The sequence below is a fragment of the Streptomyces sp. HmicA12 genome, assembly GCF_000373565.1.
In the GTDB taxonomy this organism is placed as follows: domain Bacteria; phylum Actinomycetota; class Actinomycetes; order Streptomycetales; family Streptomycetaceae; genus Streptomyces.
Genome location: NZ_KB891842.1, coordinates 397,133 through 416,377, shown reverse-complemented (window position 1 = coordinate 416,377; position 19,245 = coordinate 397,133). Strand labels below are relative to the sequence as shown.

Here is a 19,245-nt window from a genome sequence, read left to right as displayed (position 1 = left end):
TGTCTGCCCGCGATGCTCCGAGGTCGCTTCCATGTCCGATGCCGCCATCGTCTGCTCGAACGTCTCCTTCGCCTGGCCCGACGACACCCCCGTCTTCCAGGACCTCTCCTTCACCGTCGCCGCGGGCCGCACCGGTCTGGTGGCGCCCAACGGCTCCGGCAAGAGCACCCTGCTCAAACTGATCGCCGGTGAGCTGAAGCCCGCCACCGGCTCCGTGTCGGTCGACGGCACGCTGGGGTACCTCCCGCAGAGCCTTCCGCTGGCCGACGGCCTCACGGTCGCCGAGGTGCTCGGCATCGCCCCGATCGTGCGGGCCATCGACGCCGTCGAGTCCGGCGACGTGAGCGAGGAGCACTTCACCACCATCGGCGACGACTGGGACATCGAGGAGCGCACCCGCGCCCAGCTCGACCGGCTCGGTCTGGCCGGGCTCGCGCTCGACCGGAGCCTGAGCACGCTCAGCGGCGGCCAGGTCGTCTCCCTCGGCCTCGCCGCCCAGCTGCTCAGGCGCCCCGACGTGCTGCTGCTCGACGAGCCGACCAACAACCTCGACCTGACGGCCCGGCACCGGCTCTACGACGTGCTGTCCGACTTCACCGGCTGCCTGCTGCTGGTCAGCCACGACCGCGCGCTGCTCGACCGCATGGAACGCATCGCCGAACTCGGCAACGGCGAACTCCGCTTCTACGGTGGCGACTTCACCGCGTACGAGGAGGCGGTGCGTGCCGAGCAGGAGGTCGCCGAGAAGAACGTGCGCAACGCCGCGCAGGAGCTGAAGCGGGAGAAGCGGGAGATGCAGCAGGCCCGCGAGCGCGCCGAGCGCCGGCAGAGCAACGCCGCCCGCAATCTCAAGAGCGCCGGGCTGCCCCGCATCTTCGCGGGCAACATGAAGCGCGGCGCGCAGGAGTCCGCGGGCCGGGCCGGACAGATGCACGCGGGCCGGGTCGGCGAGGCCAAGGCGCGGCTCGACGAGGCCGGTCGGGCCGTGCGCGACGAGCAGCGGCTCACCCTGGAGCTGCCCGACACCCAGGTGCCCGCAGGCCGGAACCTCTTCATCGGCGCGGGGCTGCAGGCCCGCCACGGGGACCGGCCCGTGTTCGCCGACGGCGGGATCGACCTGACGGTCCGCGGCCCCGAGCGGATCGCCCTGACCGGGCCCAACGGCGCGGGCAAGACCACTCTCCTGCGGCTGATCACCGGCGAACTCGCCCCGGACGGCGGGGAGATCAAGCGGGGCGACGGCCGGATCGCCTACCTCTCGCAGCGGCTGGACCTGCTGGATCCGGACCGTACGGTGGCGGAGAACTTCGCCGCGTTCGCCCCGGAGCGGCTGGAGGCGGAGCGGATGAACCTGCTCGCCCGCTTCCTCTTCCGGGGCGCCGGGGCGCATCTGCCGGTCGGCGCGCTGTCCGGCGGCGAGCGGCTGCGCGCCACGCTGGCCTGTGTGCTGTGCGCCGAACCGGCCCCGCATCTACTGCTGCTCGACGAGCCGACCAACAACCTGGACCTGGTCAGCGCGGGCCAGCTGGAGAGCGCCCTCCAGTCGTACCAGGGCGCGTTCATGGTGGTCAGCCACGACGAACGGTTCCTCACCGAGATCGGGGTGAACCGCCGGCTGCTGCTGGCCGACGGGACGCTCCAGGAGAGCGGGGGCCCCGCGGTGTGAGCCGCCGGTGTGCTCGAGGGCCCGCGTCCGAGGCTGACGCCCGGCGGGCCGACCATCGAACGCATCGGACGGTTTCCCGTGCCCCAGACATCTTCCAGGGCCGCTCTGCTCGCCCATGACCTCGTCCGCATCCTCGGGGACCGCCGGGTCCTCGACGGCGTCAGCCTCACCGCGTCCCCCGGCCGTCGCATCGGTCTGATCGGCGAGAACGGCGTCGGCAAGTCCACCCTGCTGCGGGTGCTGGCCGGCGTGGACGAGCCCGACTCCGGGAGCGTCGAACGCCCCGCCGACCTCGGCTTCCTGCACCAGGAGATGCCGTTCGACGCCGACTCGACCCTCGCCGACGTGTTGGACGAGGCGCTGCGCGAGGCCCGCGAGGACCTCGCCGAACTCGACCGGCTCGGCGCCGAGTTGGCCCGCGTCCCCGAGGACTCCCCCAATCACCGGGAACTCCTCGACGCCTACGGCAGGTGCCTCGAACAGGCCCAGGACCGGGAGTCCTGGGACGCCGACCGGCGCGCGGCCCTCGTCCTCGACGGTCTCGGCCTCGGCGGGCTCGGCCACGATCAGTCGCTCGGCACGCTGTCCGGCGGGCAGCGCGGCCGGCTGGCCCTGGCCGCGCTGCTCGTGCGGCGGCCCTCGGCGCTGCTGCTCGACGAGCCGACGAACCACCTCGACGACGAGGCGGCCGCGTTCCTTGAGGAGCAGGTCCGGGCGCTGCCCGCGGCCGTGGTGGTCGCGAGCCACGACCGGGCGTTCCTGGACGCCGTCTGCACCGATGTCATCGACCTCGACCCCGCGGTGGACGGCCCGGTCCGCCACGGCGGCAACTACAGCGCGTATCTCGCCGAGAAGCACGCCGAGCGGGAGCGCTGGGAGCGGCGCTACGCCGAGGAACAGGAGGAGTTGGCCGGGCTGCGCCATGCGGCGGGTGTGACGGCGCACCGGGTCGCGCCGGACCGGGGACCGCGCGACAACGAGAAGATGGGCTACGGCCACCGGGCGGGCCGGGTGCAGAGCCAGATTTCACGGCGGGTGCGCAACGCCACGCGGCGCCTCGACGAGCTGGACCGCACCAAGGTCGCCGAGCCGCCGCGCCCCCTGCGGTTCACCGCCGGGGAACTGGCCGCCCCCACGGAGGAGGACTCCCGGCCCCTGATGGAGCTGCGGAACGTACGGGTGCCCGGCCGCCTCGAACCGACCTCCCTGGAGCTGTCGACGACCGACCGGCTACTGGTCACGGGCGGCAACGGGGCGGGCAAGTCGACGCTGCTCGCGGTGCTCGCCGGGCGGCTGACCGCCGAGGGCGAGCTCCGCGCACGGCGCGATCCGACGGTGGGGCTGCTCACCCAGGACACCGAGTTCGAGCGGGCCCACCGCACGGTGCGCGAGACGTACGAGCAGTCCGTGGGGGCGGCGCGGGCCGAGCGGGTGCCGCTGCTCTCGCTCGGCCTGCTGCACGCGGCGGACCTGGACAAACCCGTCGGGCAGCTCTCCGTCGGGCAGCGTCGGCGCCTCGCGCTGGCCCTCCTGGTGGCGCGCCCGCCCCAGTTGCTGCTGCTCGACGAGCCCACGAACCATCTGTCCCCACGCCTGTGCGACGAGTTGGAGGAGGCCCTGGGGAGCGGCCCCGGCGCGATCGTGGTGGCGAGCCACGACCGCTGGCTGCGGCGGCGGTGGCAGGGCCGCACGATCCGGTTGGCGCCGGACGGCGGGCTCCGGCGGCCGTCGCCCGGCGGGCCGTCGAGCTGCTCAGCGGCCCCGACGTCTCCCCCGGCCGCCGGTCACCCACTTCAGTGATCAGTGCGACGCGCGGCTTCACTCACACGGGTTCTCCGGAGTTGCCACGAGCGTAGGTGGGATCTTGCGGGAGCGGCAGCCGGTCGGTGTACGCGGGCGCGCGGGACAGCAGCCTGGACGAGGACTCGTATCACCCGGTGACCGTGGGCCCGCCCGTCACCGTCGTACCGATCGGCCGGAGTTCGCTCAGCGGCGTCCAGCAGACCGCCGACCGGCTCCGCCGGGTCCCGGCCCTCGGCACCTTCGGCGTGCTGCTCGTCGCCCTCGCGGCCGGTCTCAACAACCTCGCCGGGATCACCCGGTTCACCCGGGCCGTCGCACCCGTCACCGTCCTCAGCGGCAGCCGGCGCATCTACCCGGCGGTGGCCGTGTGGACCCTCTTCGCGCCGCTGTGCCTCGCCACCGTCCTCGGCATCCTCGGCGGCGTCTGGATCACCCTGCCGCTGACCACCCCGCCCAGCACCGGCGTCCTGCCCGACTCGACCCTGGCCCTCATTACGGCCGTCCTGCTCACCCTCGCCCTCGCCCTGGCGACCCGCAGCGCGGTGGTGGAGTCCAGACGGTGGCGCCCGCATCACGAGTGACGGGTGCCCCGGAACCGGTCCTCGACCGGTTCCGGGGCACCCGTGCACATGTCCCTAGCGGCGTCCGGCGTTGACCCGGAACGCCCGGGTCACCGTCTGCGTCACCGCGCTGCCGTCGCTCGCCGAGGCCGTCACCCGCAGCGTCGCGTACGAGGCGTCGCCGGGGGCCGTCAGGTCGGCGTGCGGGGCCTTCCCGTGCCGGGCCGCGGTGAGTTTGACGGGGTGCCAGGTGGCGCCGTCGTCCCAGCTGACCTGGAGCTGCGCGGGGTCGACGGTGGCCGTGGCGGCGCCCGGCGCGCGCTGGACGGCGACGTCCACGCGGGTCGTGGCGCCGCGTGCGGCGCCGCCGGAGGCGTCCAGGCCGTGCGGGGTGAGGCGGGCGGTCATCAGCGGCAGCACGGTTCCCGCGCCGTCGTCCGTGGTGGAGTCGAAGGACCACTGCGCCTGTACGCGGGTGGAGAGCGCCGCGTAGGACTGGTCGCGGGTGAGGTCCGCGCCGAGTGTGTACCGGCCGGACCCGGCCGGGACGGGGACGGTCTTCCCGGCGCCGACGGCGTTCCACTCGTTCACCTTCTGGCCGTCCTTGGCCAGGGTGAGGGTGCCGGTCGCGCCCGAGTCGGTGCCGCCGCGGGTTCCGTCGCCGTCGACGAACCACGGCAGCGCGGTCCACAACAGGGTGTCGCCGACCCGGCGCAACGGCGCGGCGGGCAGCGAGGGACCGACGACCGCGGCCCCGAAGTGGAGGCTGTGCACCTTGTGCGGGCCGATCTCCTGGGTCGAGGTGGCGAGGGTCTGGCGCCCGGCGATGTTGGCGCGGTCGAGCCACTCACCCGGGGTGCGGTAGTCCCGCACGGTCGAGGGGAAGCGGACCGGCTGGTCGATGAAGAGCGGCAGCAGCGTGTCGTCGTCCGGGGCGGCTCCGACGGTGCCCGCGGCCGGGGTGCCCTGTGCGTCGAGGCCGAGCCGTACGTCGGTCAGGTCGCGGCGGCGGACCGAGAAGGCGGGGTCGGCCGGCACGCCGCCGCTCCAGGTGCGGGCCACGTGGTAGAAGAACGGGCTCGGGGCCGCCGACGAGGCGCCCTCCGCCGCGAACACGGCGAACGTGCGGTACTTCGCGTCCGCGTCGTCGAACGGCGTCGCGTACAGCGAGGTGCCCGCGCTCGCTCCATTGGTGACGACGCTCATCGTGTATGTGCCGGTGCCGGCCGGCAGGGAGAGGGCGGCCTGGACCGCCGTGGCCCGGGCCGCGGCGTCGTGGACGTCGGCGCCGACCGGGGCCGCGGTCCGCGCGTCGAGGTCGACCGTGGCGTCGTCGACGGGGGTGACGGACGTGACGGCCATCGTGGTGGTGCGCTCGGTACCGGACCCGCTGGTGATGGTCATGCCGAGCCAGTACTGGGCCTCGGGCACGGACACCGTGCCGGTGCCGCCGGTGACGCGGACCGGATAGCGGTCGCCCGTCCAGCGGTTGACCAGCAGCGCGGTGCCGGTGGCCGGGCTGCCGTCGCGCTGCTCGGCGGTGACCGTGACCCGGTGCGTGGGCAGGGGGCTGTCGACGCCGAGGATCGTGCGGGTGACGGGCTTTCCGTCGTGGGAGGCGGTGAGGACGGCGGACCAGGGGCCGTGCGGCAGCAGGGCGGCGCGGGTGGTGACCGTGGCGGTCGCGGTGCCGTGCGCGGGGACGGTGACCTGGTCGCGGTCGACGGAGAACTGCTCGGGGTTGCCCGGCTGGGCGGTGGGCGACAGCGGCTTGTCCAGGGCCAGTTCGAGGGTGGTGGCCGTGTCACCGGTGTTGGTGAAGGTGACGGTGTGCTCGGTGTTCTTTCCGGCGCCGGCGGACCAATCGGCCGTGGTCGTCAGGTTCGCGGGCGAGGCGAGGAGGGTCTGCTCGACCGCGCGGCCCGCGTCCACCCGGCCGGTGCCCTGCTGGTACGCCGAGCGCTTCGCGTTCGGCGCGGCGCTGTTCATCAGCGCGGTCTTGATCCGCTCGCCGCTCCAGTCGGGGTGCGCCTGGGCGACCAGCGCGGCGGATCCGGCGACGTGCGGAGTCGCCATCGACGTACCGGACTTGGCGGTGTGGCCGCCGCCCAGCTTGGCCGCGACGATGCCGACGCCGGGCGCCGTGATGTCGGGCTTCACCGCGTTGTCGCTCGGGCGCGGCCCTCGGCTGGAGAACGCCGCGAGTTCGTCGTCGCCGTCGACGGCGCCCACGGCGAGCGCGGAGTTCGCGATGGCGGGCGCGCCGACCGTGCCGGTGCCGTACTCGCCGTCGTTGCCGGCCGCGACGACGAAGAGCGTGCCGGTGCTCGCCGACAGATCGTTGATCGCGGCGATCGCGGGGTCGGTCTCGTCGGCGGGGCCGCCCAGGCTCATGTTCACGACCTTGGCGTGCACGGTGTCGGCGGCCCACTCGATGCCGGCGAGGACCGCGGAGGTGGGGCAGGAGCCCGTGCTGTCGCAGACCTTGCCGACGGCGAGGGACGCGTCGGGCGCCACGCCGCGGTACGTGCCGTCGATCCCGGCGATGGTGGAGGCGACGTGCGTGCCGTGGCCGTTGTCGTCCTCGGCGCTGTCGCCGCCGAGGAAGTTCGCCGAGGTCGTGACCCGGCCCGCGAGGTCCGGATGGTCGGAGTCGTAGCCGCTGTCGAGGACGGCGACCGTGACGCCCTTGCCGGTGTACCCGTCGCTCCACGCCTGCGGGGCGTTGATCTGCGGGACGCTCTTGTCCAGGGCGATGTGCATCTCGCCGTCGAGCCACAGCTTCCGGGCGCCGCCGGTGAGCGAGCGGCCGTCGTCGGCGGTGAGGTGCCGCCAGGTGGCGGCGGCGTCCGCACGGCCGTGCGGGGCGAGCGCGGTCAGGCCGAGGCGGGCGAGCGCGTGCCCCGGGCGGGCCTCGTCGCCGGCCGCCGCCCGCGCCTTCTTCGCGGCCGAACTCCCCTTGCCGTGCTGCAGGATCAGCCCCACGGTCTCCTTCGCCGTCGAGCCCCGGGTGCCGTATCCGGCGTCAAGGAGCGCCTCGACGTCGAAGAGCCGGGGGTCGATCCGTCCGGTGGCGAGCAGCGGTTCGGCGTCCGCCGGTACGACGCTGACGTCGCCGGAGCCGACGGAGCCGGTGGTGAAGGCGATGTCACCGCGGCCCGGCGCGGGGGTGACGGTGGCCGAGCGGATTGTGTCGCCCGAGCGTTCGACCGTCACGGTGTCGCCCGTGGGCAGCGGCACCGTGTACGTGGTGGAGTCGGCGGGGCGGGACACGGCGCCCGGCCCGGGCGAGTCCGCCGCCCGCGCGGCGGTGACAGGTATCAGTGCCGCCACCAGAGCGGCGGCGGCGATGGATCTGGCATGCACGGAAGAAACCCCCGGGGATCGCAGAGAGGACCGCGGCGAGGCCGCTGAGCAGCGACGCTCCCGATCCTCGCAGCGAGGAGTCCCTCAACCTGCTTCCATGGGTGGCGACTTGACGACACGTCGGCCTTACGCCATCGCGCCACCCGTTCCGCCGGAAGGATCAGTCCTTATAGTCGGGCGCGATCCGCTCGACGAGCCGGAGCAGCGCGCCCCACGCCAGGTCGTAGGCGTCGAGGTCCTCGAAGTCGGAGGTCGCCTCGCCCTCGCCGGTGAGCTGCTGTGCCGTGTACTCGGCGACCTGGTCCGAGGGGAGGATCAGCGCAGCGCCGCCGGCCTGGGCGGTGACCTGGATCTCGCAGGCCTTCTCCAGGTAGTACATGCGCAGGAACGCCTGCTTGGCGCTGTCGCCGACGGTCAGCAGGCCGTGGTTGCGCAGGATGAGCGCGGGGTGGCCGCCGAGGTCCTCGACGAGGCGCTCCTGCTCGTCGAGGTTGAGGGCGACGCCCTCGTAGTCGTGGTAGCCGACGCGGTGGTGGAACTCCATCGACATCTGGTTGACCGGCAGCAGGCCGCCCTGCTGCGCGGCGACGGCGCAGCCCGCCCTGGTGTGGGTGTGCAGCACGCAGTGCGCGTCGGTGCGGGCCTTGTGGATCGCGCTGTGGATCACGAATCCGGCCGGGTTGACCGGGTGCGGCGTCGGCTCGACGGGGTTGCCCTTGAGGTCGATCTTGACCAGGTTCGAGGCGGTGATCTCCTCGAAGAGCAGGCCGTAGGGGTTGATGAGGAAGTGGTTGTCGGGTCCGGGGAGCCGCTGCGAGATGTGCGTGAAGATCAGGTCGGTCATGCGGAAGTGCGCCACCAGCCGGTAGACGGCGGCGAGTTCACGGCGCAGGCGCAGTTCCTCGGCGGCTGCGGCGTCCGCGGTGACGGGGGTGGTGAGGGTGTCGGTCACGCGAGGGCTCCTTGCGGGCTGGTGGTGCTGGGTGCGGGCATGGCTTCAGGGGCCGGGACGACGACCGGGGTGTGCGGGCGTCCGGTGGTCCACCAGGCGATGACGTTCCGGGCGGGTTCGGTGACGTAGGCACGCAGCGAGGCGTCGCTGAGGAAGGCGCTGTGCGGGGAGAGCAGCAGGCGCGGGTGGCTGCGCAACCGGTCGTCGGCGGCGGGCGGTTCGGTCGGGAACACGTCGAGTGCGGCGCCGGCGAGACGGCCGCTGTCGAGGGCGTCGAGCACGGCGTCGGGGTCGACGAGATCACCGCGGGAGACGTTCACGAGGAGGGAGCCGGGACGCATGCGGGCCAGCAGCGGGCCGTTCACCATGCCCCTGGTCCGCGGGGTGGACGGGGTGTGCAGGGAGAGTACGTCCGCCTCGGCGATCAGCGTGTCCAGGTCGGCCCGTTCGACCCCCTCGGGCCAGTCGGTGGCGTGCGGGTCGTACGCGACGACGCGGCCGAAGACCGGGGCGGCGATCCGGGCGAGGGTGCGGGCGATGCGCCCGAAGCCGACCAGGCCGAGGGTCAACTCGCTCGCCCTGCGGGGCACTTCGGTGAAGTCGGTGTTCCATCCGCCGCCGCGGACCACGGCGTCGGCCTGCGGGAGGCGCCGGACGAGCGCGAGCGCCTGGGCGAGGGCGTGCACGGCGACGTCCTCGGTGGCCGAGTTCGGCAGGTTGGCGACCCACAGGCCGCGGCGGGCCGCCTCGGCGGTGTCGATCATGTCGTGACCGGCGGACATGGTGGCGAGCATGCGCACCTTCGGCAGCCGGTCGAGGAGGGCCGCGTCGACGCGGGCGTACCCGACGATCAACGCGTCCGCGTCGTGTGCGGCGGCGGCGATGGCCTCCGGGTCGCGGCTGCCGACGAACCGCGCGTCGAAGCCGGCCTCGGACAGCAGCTCCAGGCCGGGCCGGGGGTCGAGTTCTTCCGTCTCGGTGATCACGGCTACGGGGCGCGTCACGCTACCCTCCAAGAATGATTCGGTCGCAAGATGAGCCTTGAACCTACGTTTCGACTGCACAACTTGTCCAGCCCGGATGCGACGCTCGCTCGTGGCGGAGCCGACCGCGTCGGCCGTGCCGCCGCCGGAGCGGTCGGCGCACTGCCCGACAATGACCCGAGACCCCGGCCACACCCACGACCGGGCGAACCGAACACCACCGAGGGGACCGATCCGTGGATCTCGACGAGACCGACCTGGCGATCGCGCGCGAACTGCAGACCGACGGGCGGCTGACCTACGAGACGCTGGCCCAGCGGGTGGGCCTCTCCCGCCCCGCGACCCGGATGCGGGTGCAGCGACTGCAGGAGTCGGGCGCCGTGCGCGTCGTGGCCATCGCGCATCCGGCGGTGCGCCGGCTGACCGCGTCCGCACATCTGGCGATCGACACCGAAGGCCCCTCGGGGGATGTGGCGCGCGCGATCGCCGAGCTCCCGCAGGCCCCGTTCGTGACGCTGACCAGCGGGCGGCGGTCGATCATGACGGAGCTGCGCACGGCGGGGTTCGAGGAGCTGGAGCGGACCATCGAGCGGATCCGGGCGATGAAGGGGGTGCGCACGGTCGACCCGCTGGTCGCGACGCGGCACGTGAAGGATCCGTACCTGCCGGCCGAGAAGCCGACCGTCGCGCTGCAGGACGACGTGGACGAACGCATCCTCGCCGAGCTGGAGGAGGACGGACGGCTGCCGTTCGCCGAACTGGCGGCGCGGATCGGCCTGTCGGCGGGCGCGACCCGCTCGCGCACCCTGCGGCTCCTGGAGGGCGGCGTGGCCCAGGTGGTCGCGCTGGTGCGGCCGGAGGTGCAGGGCATGGGCTATCTGTGCGGATTCAGCCTGCGGGTCGCGGGCCCGGCGGCGGACGTCGCGGAGCGGGTGGCCGGGCTGGCGCGTGTGACGTTCCTGTCGACGTGCCTGGGCCGCGCGGAGCTGGTCGGCACGATCACGGCGGAGTCGTTCGCCGCCGTGCGGGACACGCTCGAGGAGATGCGCGGGCTCACCGAGGTGCGCGCGGTGGACAGCTGGCTCCACCTGGAGCTCATCAAGGAGCGGTACGACATGGGGCCACGCACCGCCTGAGCGGGCGACCGGGCGGCGGACAGTCGATCCGTAACCAAGAGAGCGATTCAACTTTACAAACATTCTTCACTGGAACCTCTGGTCAACCAGTCGTTCGCTCTCTATGGTTCAGCGAGTCGAATCGTCTGTCGGCGCACCCCCGTACCTCCCGGTCGAAAGCAGGCCTGCCATGTCCCGTCCCTCCGCATCCCCCGACCGCACGCTGCTCGTCACCGGAGCGGCCGTCGCCGTCCCCGGCACCACCGTCCGCGCCGAGGCCCTGGCCGTGCGCGGCGAGCGCGTCGTGCACGTCGGCACCGCTGAGGAGGCCCGCGCCGCGCTCGGCGGCCGCGTCGACGAGGAACTCGTCCTGGACGGCGGCCTGGTGCACCCCGGCTTCATCGACGCGCACTGCCACCCGGTGATGTACGGCCAGGCCCTCGCCTGGGTCGACCTGCGCCCCGAGCGCGTCCCGGACATCGACACGCTGGTCGAGGTGCTCCGCGAGGCGGCCCGCGACCTGCCCGGCGGCGTCCCGATCCGCGGCTTCGGGTACGAGCACCGGCGCTTGGCCGAGGGACGCCACCCCACCTGCCACGACCTGGACCGCGTCGCCGAGGACCGCGAGGTCTACGTCATGAACGCCTCCGGACACGGCGGCGTCGTCAACTCCCACACCCTGCGCACCTGCGGCATCACCGCCGCCACGCCGTCGCCCGAGGGCGGCAGCATCGGCCACTTCGCGGACGGGGAGCCCGACGGGCAGCTGTGGGACGCGGCCTGCGACCTGCTCACCGGACCGGCCGGGGTGAAGATCGGCAATCACGGCCCGAACTTCCACCTCTCCGAGCCCGACGACATCATGGCCGACCACCTGCTGCGCGCCCAGGAGGTGTTCCTCGCCGCCGGTGTCACCACGATCGGCGACGCCCAGGTCTCGCGCCGCGAGATGGAGACGTACCTGCGGGCCCACGCCGACGGTTCGCTGCGCATGCGCGTCAGCGCCTACCTGACCTCGGCCCTGCTCGACACCGCCCTCGAACTCGGCGCCGTGCGCGGCTTCGGCGACGATCAGTTCCGCATCCAGGGTGTGAAGTTCTACGCCGACGGCACCCTCGGCGGCTGGACCGCCTACTTCCCGGAGGGCTACGCCGCCGACTGCTGCCACCACGGCCAGCTGTACCACTCGGTCGAGGAGTACGCCGAGATCGTCCGCAAGGCCCACGCCGCCGGTCTGCAGACGGCGACGCATGCACAGTCCCCGTACGCCATCGGCATGGTCCTCGACGCGATCGAGAAGGCGCAGGCCGACCGGCCGCGCGACGACATGCGCCACCGCATCGAGCACTCCGGTCTGCCGACCGACGAGCAGATCGACCGCATGGGCGAGCTCGGCGTCGTCCCCGTCATGCAGCCGCAGCACCACCTGCGCACCGGAGACGGCACCCTGACCGCGATCGGCGAGATGGGGCACCGCTACAACCCGGCCGGCCACTGTCCCGGGGCCGGCGTCCCCGTCGTCTTCTCCTCGGACGCGCCGGTCGCCCCGCCCGCCCCGCTGGAGGCCGTCGCCGCCGCGGCGACCCGGCGCACCGTCCTCGGCACGGTCCTCGGCGACGAGTCCCTGCGCCTGCCGGTCGAGGCGGGGCTGCACGCCCACACCGGTGCGGCGGCGGCCGCGCTGCACCGTGAGCACGCGGTCGGCGCCCTCGCGCCCGGCATGCTCGCCGACTTCTGCGTCCTGGACACCGACCCGCTGACCGTGCCGGCCGACGAGCTGACCGGCGTCCGGGTGCGCGAGACCTGGATCGGCGGCCGCCGCGCCTGGGCCCGCTCCGGCCGCTGAGCGACGACGCCCCGAAATCTCCCGGCGGCCGGACGATCCTTTTCACGGCCCGGCCGCCGGGTCCGGTACCCATTCCGGCCCCTCTCCCCCACGCCCGCAGTTCCCGTCCCCTACCGCACTCTTCCCGCCGGAGCTCCCCGTGACGGAACGCCCCACCCCTCGCTCCCCGCAGAGCCCGTTCAGAACGGCCCTCGCCGCGCTGTCCGGAACGTCCATCGAGTGGTACGACTTCTACGCCTTCGCCACGGCGGCGGCGATCGTCTTCAACGACGTCTTCTTCCCCGCCGACATGCCCACGGCCCTGAAGACGATCTCCTCCTTCGCCACCTTCGCCGTCGGCTTCCTGCTGCGTCCGCTCGGCGGCATCGTCTTCGGTCACATAGGTGACCGCGTCGGCCGCAAGAAGACGCTGGTCATCACGCTTCTGATGATGGGCGTCGCCTCGTTCGCGATCGGCCTGCTGCCCACCTACGACCAGGTCGGCGTCCTCTCGCCCATCCTGCTGATCACGCTGCGCCTGATCCAGGGCATCGCGATCGGCGGCGAGTGGGGCGGCGCCGTACTCATCGCCGTCGAGAACGCACCGAAGGGCAAGGCCACCTTCTTCGGCTCCTTCGCCCAACTCGGCTCGTCCGTCGGCGCGTTGCTGTCGACCGGCATGTTCAGCCTCATGAACATGTTCGGCGAGAGCGCCTTCGACTCGTGGGGCTGGCGCGTCCCGTTCCTCGCCTCCGCGGTCCTCGTCGTGATCGGCCTGGTGGTGCGCACCAAGCTGGAGGACTCGCCGGTGATGGACGAGATCCACGCCGAGCAGAAGCGCGATCAGGCGCAGAAGAAGCAGGGCGCGGTCAGCGGGCTCCCCGTCGCCGAGGTGCTGCGCAAGGACTGGCGGACGGTTCTGGTCGGCGTCTTCTCCCTGGCCACCGCGACCGGCGGCTACTACGTCGTCACCAGCTACCTCCTCTCGTACGGCACCGACGACCAGCACCTGTCCGAGTCGATGCTCCTCAACGGCCTCTCGCTCGCCGCGTTCCTGGAACTCGTCGTCACGCCGTTCCTCGCTCTGCTCGGCGACAAGATCGGCGCGCACAAGATCGTCGTCGGCGGACTCGCGGGCGTCGTGCTGCTGTCGATCCCGCAGTTCATGGTCATGGGCACCGGAAGCGTCGCGCTGATCTACGTGATGATGCTCGCCATGCGGTTCGTGATGTCGGCGCTGTACGGGCCGATGGCCGCGATCCTGGCCGACGGCTTCGCCCCGCACGTCCGCTACACCGGCATCTCGCTGTCGTACCAGATCTGCAACCTGATCTTCGCGGGCTTCGCGCCGGTCACCGCGGTGTGGCTGTCGTCGCTCGCGGGCGGCGCGTACTGGCCGCCGGCCGTCGCGCTGATGGCCGTCTCGGTGATCGGCATCTGGTGCACGCTGCGACTGCGCACCTACCACGAGCGACGTGTCGCGGCCGAGAACCTGCCGCTCGCGCAGCCGAAGTACGTTGTCGAGCAGACCAGTTGAGGGCGGCACTCGCGACGCGGCTCTCACTCTGGCAACTCTGCGCAATGGCCTGGCCAATGGCATAATCGCCCCCAGTCCTTCCCTCACACGCTGGAGTCAGGCATGACGGCACCGTCCTCCCCGGAAAGTCGGATCGACACGAGCAAGCCCCATCCGGCCCGGGTCTACGACTGGCTGCTCGGCGGCAAGGACAACTACCCGGTCGACCAGGCGGTGGGGGAGAAGCTGCCGCTGGAGTCACAGCACAGCGCCCGGCGCAACCGGGCGTTCATGCACCGGGCCGCCGCGTGGCTGGCCGAGAACGGCATCGACCAGTACCTGGACATCGGCACGGGCATCCCGACGAAGCCGAACCTGCACCAGATCGTGCAGGGCATCGTGCCGTCGGCGCGGGTCGCGTACACCGACAACGACCCGATCGTGCTGCGGCACGCGGAGGCCCTCCTCGTGAGCAGCCCGGAGGGGGCCACGGACTACATCGAGGCCGACGTCCGCCGACCCGAGGAGATCCTCGAACACGCCCGTACGTTCCTGGACTTCAGCCGGCCGGTCGCGCTCTCGATGATCGCGCTGATGCACTTCATCACCGACGAGGAGGACCCGTACGGGCTGGCCCGCACGCTCGTCGACGCGCTGCCCTCGGGCAGCTACTTCGTCCTCTCGCACGGCACCACCGACGAGCACCCGCATCTCGCCACGTCGGTGAAGAACACGTACCGCAAGGGCGAGATCCCCCTGCGGATGCGCACACGCGCCGAGGTCGAGCCGTTCTTCGAGGGCCTCGACCTCGTCGAGCCGGGCCTGGTGACGTCGACGCGGTGGTACAAGAGCGAGCCCGCGCCGGCCGAGGAGCTCAGCGGCTTCTACGTCGGGGTCGCGCGCGTCCCGTAACCCCGGGCGTGGTGCTGCGACGTCCGTGACGCAGGCCTGCGGGGCACCTGTGCGGCGCCGTGGGCCTACAGTCCCAGATCGCGCGCGACGATCTCCTTCATGATCTCCGTGGTGCCGCCGTAGACGGTGGTGATGCGGGAGTCGAGGTAGTCGTGGGCGATCCGGTACTCGAGCATGTAGCCGTAGGCACCGTGCAGTTGGAAGCAGCGGCCGACGATGTCGACGTAGTGCTCGGTGGCCCAGAACTTGGCCGCCGCCGCGTCCACGGCGCTCAGTTCGCCGCGGGAGTGCCGGGCCAGCAGGTCGTCGATGTAGGCGCGTCCCGCGCGGGCGGTGGTGACCATGTCGGCCAGCTGGAAGCGGGTGTTCTGGAAGGAGCCGACGGTCCGGCCGAAGGCCTTGCGCTCCTTGACGTACTCCACGGTGCGCTCCAGGACGCCCTCGATGGACGCCACGGCGTTGGCGGCGATCGAGATCCGTTCCTGGGGGAGGTTGCGCATCAGGGCCTTGAAGCCGGAGCCCTCCGCGCCGAGGAGGTTGGCGGCCGGAACGCGGACGTCCTGGTAGAACAGCTCGCTGGTGTCCTGGGCGTGCAGGCCGACCTTCTCCAGGTTGCGGCCGCGGGAGAAGCCGGGCCGGTCGGCCTCGACGACGAGCAGGCTGATCCCGCCGTGCCGGTCCGGCCCGGTCCGTACGGCGGTGACGACCAGGTCGGCGTTCTGGCCGTTGGAGATGAAGACCTTGCTGCCGTTGACCACGTAGTCGTCGCCGTCCCGGACGGCGGTGGTGGCGATGCCGGCCAGGTCGCTCCCGGTGCCGGGCTCGGTCATCGCGACCGCGACGACGAGCTCACCGGCGGCGATGCCCGGGAGCCAGCGGGCCTTCTGTCCGTCGTCGGTCAGATCGGTGAAGTACGGCACGACGATGTCGTTGGACAGGCCCACCGCGGCGAGGCCGTCGGACGCGGGGTGGCGGGAGAACTCCTCGCCGATCACCGCGTTGAAGCGGAAGTCGGTGACCCCGCCGCCGCCGTACTCCTCGGGGATGTTGAAGCCGAGGATCCCGGCCCGGGCGGCCTCCCGGAAGAGGGCGCGGTCGACCTTGCCCTCGGCCCGCCACCGCTCGGCGTGCGGCGCGGCGTGCCGGTCGACGAACGCCCGCACCGTCTTGCGCAGGAGTTCGTGGTCGTCGTCGTACAGCGACCGTTCGGTGCGGATCGCACGCGTCATCAGGACTCCGATCTGGTCTGTTCAACTGGCCGGAAGCAGAACGGGCTTGAGCGTGCGGCCCGCCCGCTGGTCGGTGACCGCCCGCTCGAAGTCGCCCAGGGCGTACGGGGTCACCAGGTCGTCGAGGGGCAGGCGTCCCGTCTCGTACCGCCGGATCAGCTCGGGCACGAGCAGCGACGGGTCGGCGTCGCCCTCGACGCAGCCGCGCAGACGGAGCCCGCGCAGCATCAGGTCCCGCAGGTCGATCGCGGCCTCCGCGGGCCCGAGGCCGACCACGGCCAGGGTGCCGCGGGGCCGCAGCAGGGCGAGCGCGCGGGCCACCGCTTCGGGGCGGCCCGTGGTGTCGAGCGCGTGGGTCACCGGCGGCAGCGGGTCGTCGAGGGAGGTGACGGCCGTAGCTCCGTGCCGGACGGCGAGGGCGCGGCGCGCGGCGACGGGTTCCGCCACCACGACCTCGACGCCCTCGGACAGCGCGGTCAGTGCGGCCGCGGTGCCGACCGCGCCGCAGCCGACGACGAGGAGCCGGTCGCCGGGACCGGGGCGCAGGGCGCCCAGCACGGCGCCCGCGCCGGTCAGGAATCCGCACCCGAGGGGCGCGGCGACCTCCGGGGGCACGGCGCCGACCGGCACGCACGACCGGGCGTCGGCCAGTGCGGCCGCCGCGAACGACGACTGTCCGAAGTAGGCGCCGAACACGGGCTCGTCCCCGACGCGGATGGTCGGCGATCCGTCGGACCGCCCGCCCGAACCGTTGAGCACGGTCGCCAGGTCGCAGTACGCCGGATGCCCGGCCCGGCACTGTCCGCACCGGCCGCAGGACGCGAAGGAGATGACGACCCGGTCCCCCACGGCCAGCGTGTCGACGTCCTCGCCTAGCTGTTCCACGACGCCGCAGCCCTCGTGCCCGAGCACCGCGGGCCGGTCGCCGAGCGCTCTGCGCATGGCGAGGTCCGTGGGGCACACGCCGACCGCCTCGACGTGGACGACGACCTCGTGCGGGCGCGGGCCGTCCAGTTCGGCCTCGACGATCTCGCCGGGCCCGGGGCCGCGCGAGAGGAGCACCCTGGTCCTCATTCGCGCTCCAGGCCGAAGTAGAAGTGGCGGCCTTCCGCGAGTACGACGCCGGGCTTGCCGTTCATCACGCCCATGAGGGTGTTCTCGTCCACGCGCTTGAAGTGGTCCAGCACGGGCATGCCGTCGTACACCATCGTGGCGGTCACCTCGCCGCGGAACTCGACGTTCCACAGGCCGGCCCCGCCGCGGCCGGACGTGGTGTCGGAGTAGAGGCTGCCGTCCTCGGCCCGGCAGATGAGCGGTTGGGCGTCGTCCAGCGCGTCGAACCGCTTGCCGTGCCATCGACTGGCGGCCAGCACCTTCTCGATGGGGTGGCCGGTCAGGAACGCGAACCCGCGCCAGGAGCCGAGGATCGACGACGCGTCGACGACCTCCAACTCGGCCCACAGCGCGTCGAGTTCATTCGGGTCGTGCGTTCCCCGCGCCGCCCGGAGCGCCTGCCACCGCTCGTGGACGGTCGTCGCGTGGACGGTCGTCGTGCGGTCGGTCATCGTGCGGTCGGTCATCATGTGGTCGTTCATCGCACCCCCAGGCGGCGCAGCAGGGCCAGTTGTTTGTTGGTTCGGCGGACGAAGTTCTCGACAGAGGCCCGCGTCGGTTTCGGCGGTCCGAGCGGCAGGAGTCGCTGGACGGCGACGGTCTGGCTCTCGGTGTACTTGCGGATCCCCTCGGCCCCGTGGCGTCGGCCGAGTCCGCTGTCGCCCATGCCGCCCATCCCGGCCTCGACGCTGCCGGCCGCCGCGGCGGCGCCGTCGTTGATGTTGACCGATCCGGCGCGGATCCGCTCCGCCATCCGCGCGGCTTCACCGGTGTCCTTCGACCAGATCGACGCGGACAGTCCGTACGTTCCCCGGTTGGCCAGGTCCACCGCTTCGCTGTCCGTGCCGTAGGGCTGGAGCGAGAGCACCGGGCCGAACGTCTCCTCGCCGCACACGGCCATCTCGTCCGTGACGCCTTCCAGGACCGTCGGCTCGTAGAAGAGCGGACCGATGTCGGGGCGGGCCCGGCCGCCCACGAGGACGGTCGCCCCCTTGGCCACCGCGCCGTCGACGTGCGCCTCGACCGCCGCGAGTTGCGCGGCCGATGTGAGGGAGCCGACGTCGGCCGCGTAGTCGTAGGACCGGCCGAGCCGCAACTCCCCCATTGCCCGAACGAGTTGGGTACGGAAGGCGTCGTGGACGGTCTCGTGCACGTAGACGCGTTCGATGTGGATGCACATCTGCCCGGTGTTGGCGAAGGCCGCCGTCACCGTGCCGGCCACCGCCGCGGCGATGTCGGCGTCCGCGCGGACGATCAGCGGGTTCTTGCCGCCGAGTTCGAGGGAGGCCCCGACCAAGCGGCGTGCGGCGCGCTCCGCGACGGTGCGCCCGGTGGCGGTCGACCCGGTGAAGCAGACGAAGTCGACGGCGTCGACCAGGGCGGTCCCCACGACCGCCCCGGGGCCGGTCACGATCTGCCACAGATCGGCGGGCAACCCGGCACGCGCCATCAGAGCGCGCGTCCAGAGCAGGGTCAGCGCGGTCTGCGCGTCCGCCTTGGAGACCGCGGCATTGCCGGCCAGCAGGGCCGGCAGCACGTCGCCGACGCCGAGGTACAGGGGGTAGTTCCACGGGGAGACGATGCCGACGACGCCCTTCGGCACCCGGATCTCCTTGACCTTCGTCAGGCCGGGCACCATCCCGCGCACGGGGTGCGGGGCGAGGTAGTGCCGGGCCCGGCGCCCGTAGTGCCGGGCGATCGCCGCGACCTGGCCCACCTCCTGCCAGGCGTGGTAGCGCGCTTTGCCGGTCTCCCACTGGATCAGGTCGAGCACCTCGTCCTGCCGCGCCAACAGGAGGTCGTGGAAGGCGAGTACGACGTCGCGGCGATGCCGCGGGGGTGTGCGCGCCCACTCCCGCTGAGCGGACCGGGCGCCGGTCACGGCCGCCGTGACGTCCTCCGGTGCGCACGCGGGAACGGCCGCGATCGGCGTCAGGTCGAACGGGGCGATCGCCGCCGACTCCGCCGCGTCGTCGCGCTGTTGAGGCGTGCCGTCCCGGCGCACCCACGCACACCATTGCGCGATCGCGTCGTCCGTCACCCATGCGGGGCGCGCGCTCGCCTTCTCGGGACTGTCGGGCGCCGCGCTGTCGGGCGCGGGGACCCGGTCCTGCTCCGTGGTCATGCGGGCTCCTCGGTCGTACGGGACTGGTTCGAGCCGGAACGCCGTCTCCGATGCCCTTGTCGACGGCAACGCACCTCGCT

At 72.7% G+C, this 19,245-nt stretch carries 14 protein-coding genes; 7 read left to right on the top strand and 7 right to left on the bottom strand.

What is annotated here, in order from left to right; genetic code table 11:
- Positions 1–31: 31 nt before the first annotated feature.
- From B072_RS0134730 to B072_RS0134720, 3 genes are all read left to right on the top strand, one after another.
- Complete coding sequence (locus tag B072_RS0134730) at positions 32–1,666, top strand: ABC-F family ATP-binding cassette domain-containing protein (RefSeq protein WP_018534590.1); 1,635 nt, start codon at positions 32–34, stop codon at positions 1,664–1,666.
- A 78-nt stretch (positions 1,667–1,744) separates the two neighbouring features.
- On the top strand, positions 1,745–3,466 hold the full coding sequence (locus tag B072_RS0134725) for an ABC-F family ATP-binding cassette domain-containing protein (RefSeq protein WP_078506689.1): 1,722 nt from the start codon (positions 1,745–1,747) through the stop codon (positions 3,464–3,466).
- A 56-nt stretch (positions 3,467–3,522) separates the two neighbouring features.
- Positions 3,523–4,050 carry a hypothetical protein gene (locus B072_RS0134720; RefSeq protein WP_158689282.1) on the top strand — a complete coding sequence of 176 codons (528 nt, stop codon included), beginning with the start codon at positions 3,523–3,525 and terminating at the stop codon, positions 4,048–4,050.
- Between the two features lie 54 nt (positions 4,051–4,104).
- On the opposite strand, the gene B072_RS0134715 is transcribed toward B072_RS0134720, so the two are convergent.
- The 3 genes from B072_RS0134715 to B072_RS44800 all read right to left on the bottom strand — a co-directional run bounded on the left by B072_RS0134715 (position 4,105) and on the right by B072_RS44800 (position 9,351).
- On the bottom strand, positions 4,105–7,395 hold the full coding sequence (locus B072_RS0134715; RefSeq protein WP_018534587.1) for a S8 family serine peptidase: 3,291 nt from the start codon (positions 7,393–7,395) through the stop codon (positions 4,105–4,107).
- Between the two features lie 160 nt (positions 7,396–7,555).
- Positions 7,556–8,347: a class II aldolase/adducin family protein gene (locus B072_RS0134710; RefSeq protein ID WP_018534586.1), complete on the bottom strand. Its 792-nt coding sequence runs from the start codon at positions 8,345–8,347 to the stop codon at positions 7,556–7,558.
- Positions 8,344–9,351: a C-terminal binding protein gene (locus B072_RS44800; protein WP_043245264.1), complete on the bottom strand. Its 1,008-nt coding sequence runs from the start codon at positions 9,349–9,351 to the stop codon at positions 8,344–8,346. Before B072_RS44800 ends, B072_RS0134710 begins: the two co-directional genes overlap by 4 nt.
- A 215-nt stretch (positions 9,352–9,566) precedes the next feature.
- Between B072_RS44800 and B072_RS0134700 the strand changes: the two genes are divergently transcribed.
- The 4 genes from B072_RS0134700 (at position 9,567) to B072_RS0134685 (ending at position 14,698) form a co-directional block, all read left to right on the top strand.
- Positions 9,567–10,466, top strand: a complete 900-nt coding sequence (locus B072_RS0134700; protein ID WP_018534584.1) for an Lrp/AsnC family transcriptional regulator — start codon at positions 9,567–9,569, stop codon at positions 10,464–10,466.
- A gap of 169 nt (positions 10,467–10,635) precedes the next feature.
- Positions 10,636–12,291, top strand: coding sequence for an amidohydrolase (locus tag B072_RS0134695; RefSeq protein WP_018534583.1), 1,656 nt, complete (start codon positions 10,636–10,638; stop codon positions 12,289–12,291).
- A 139-nt stretch (positions 12,292–12,430) separates the two neighbouring features.
- Complete coding sequence (locus B072_RS0134690) at positions 12,431–13,807, top strand: MFS transporter (RefSeq protein ID WP_018534582.1); 1,377 nt, start codon at positions 12,431–12,433, stop codon at positions 13,805–13,807.
- 102 nt (positions 13,808–13,909) lie between these two features.
- Positions 13,910–14,698 (top strand): SAM-dependent methyltransferase, encoded by a 789-nt coding sequence (locus B072_RS0134685; RefSeq protein WP_018534581.1) that lies wholly within the window; start codon positions 13,910–13,912, stop codon positions 14,696–14,698.
- A 65-nt stretch (positions 14,699–14,763) separates the two neighbouring features.
- Here the strand turns inward: B072_RS0134685 and B072_RS0134680 are convergent, their stop codons facing one another.
- The 4 genes from B072_RS0134680 to B072_RS0134665 are packed head-to-tail and all read right to left on the bottom strand — an operon-like array spanning position 14,764 to position 19,165.
- Positions 14,764–15,927, bottom strand: a complete 1,164-nt coding sequence (locus B072_RS0134680) for an acyl-CoA dehydrogenase family protein (protein ID WP_018534580.1) — start codon at positions 15,925–15,927, stop codon at positions 14,764–14,766.
- A 21-nt stretch (positions 15,928–15,948) separates the two neighbouring features.
- Entirely contained in the window at positions 15,949–17,001 is a 1,053-nt protein-coding gene (locus B072_RS0134675) for an alcohol dehydrogenase catalytic domain-containing protein (RefSeq protein ID WP_026246605.1), read from the bottom strand.
- Complete coding sequence (locus tag B072_RS0134670) at positions 16,998–17,492, bottom strand: DUF4334 domain-containing protein (protein WP_051127367.1); 495 nt, start codon at positions 17,490–17,492, stop codon at positions 16,998–17,000. The genes B072_RS0134675 and B072_RS0134670 overlap by 4 nt, the downstream gene beginning before the upstream one ends.
- Before the next feature lie 26 nt (positions 17,493–17,518).
- Positions 17,519–19,165 (bottom strand): succinic semialdehyde dehydrogenase, encoded by a 1,647-nt coding sequence (locus B072_RS0134665; protein ID WP_018534577.1) that lies wholly within the window; start codon positions 19,163–19,165, stop codon positions 17,519–17,521.
- Positions 19,166–19,245: the final 80 nt, after the last annotated feature.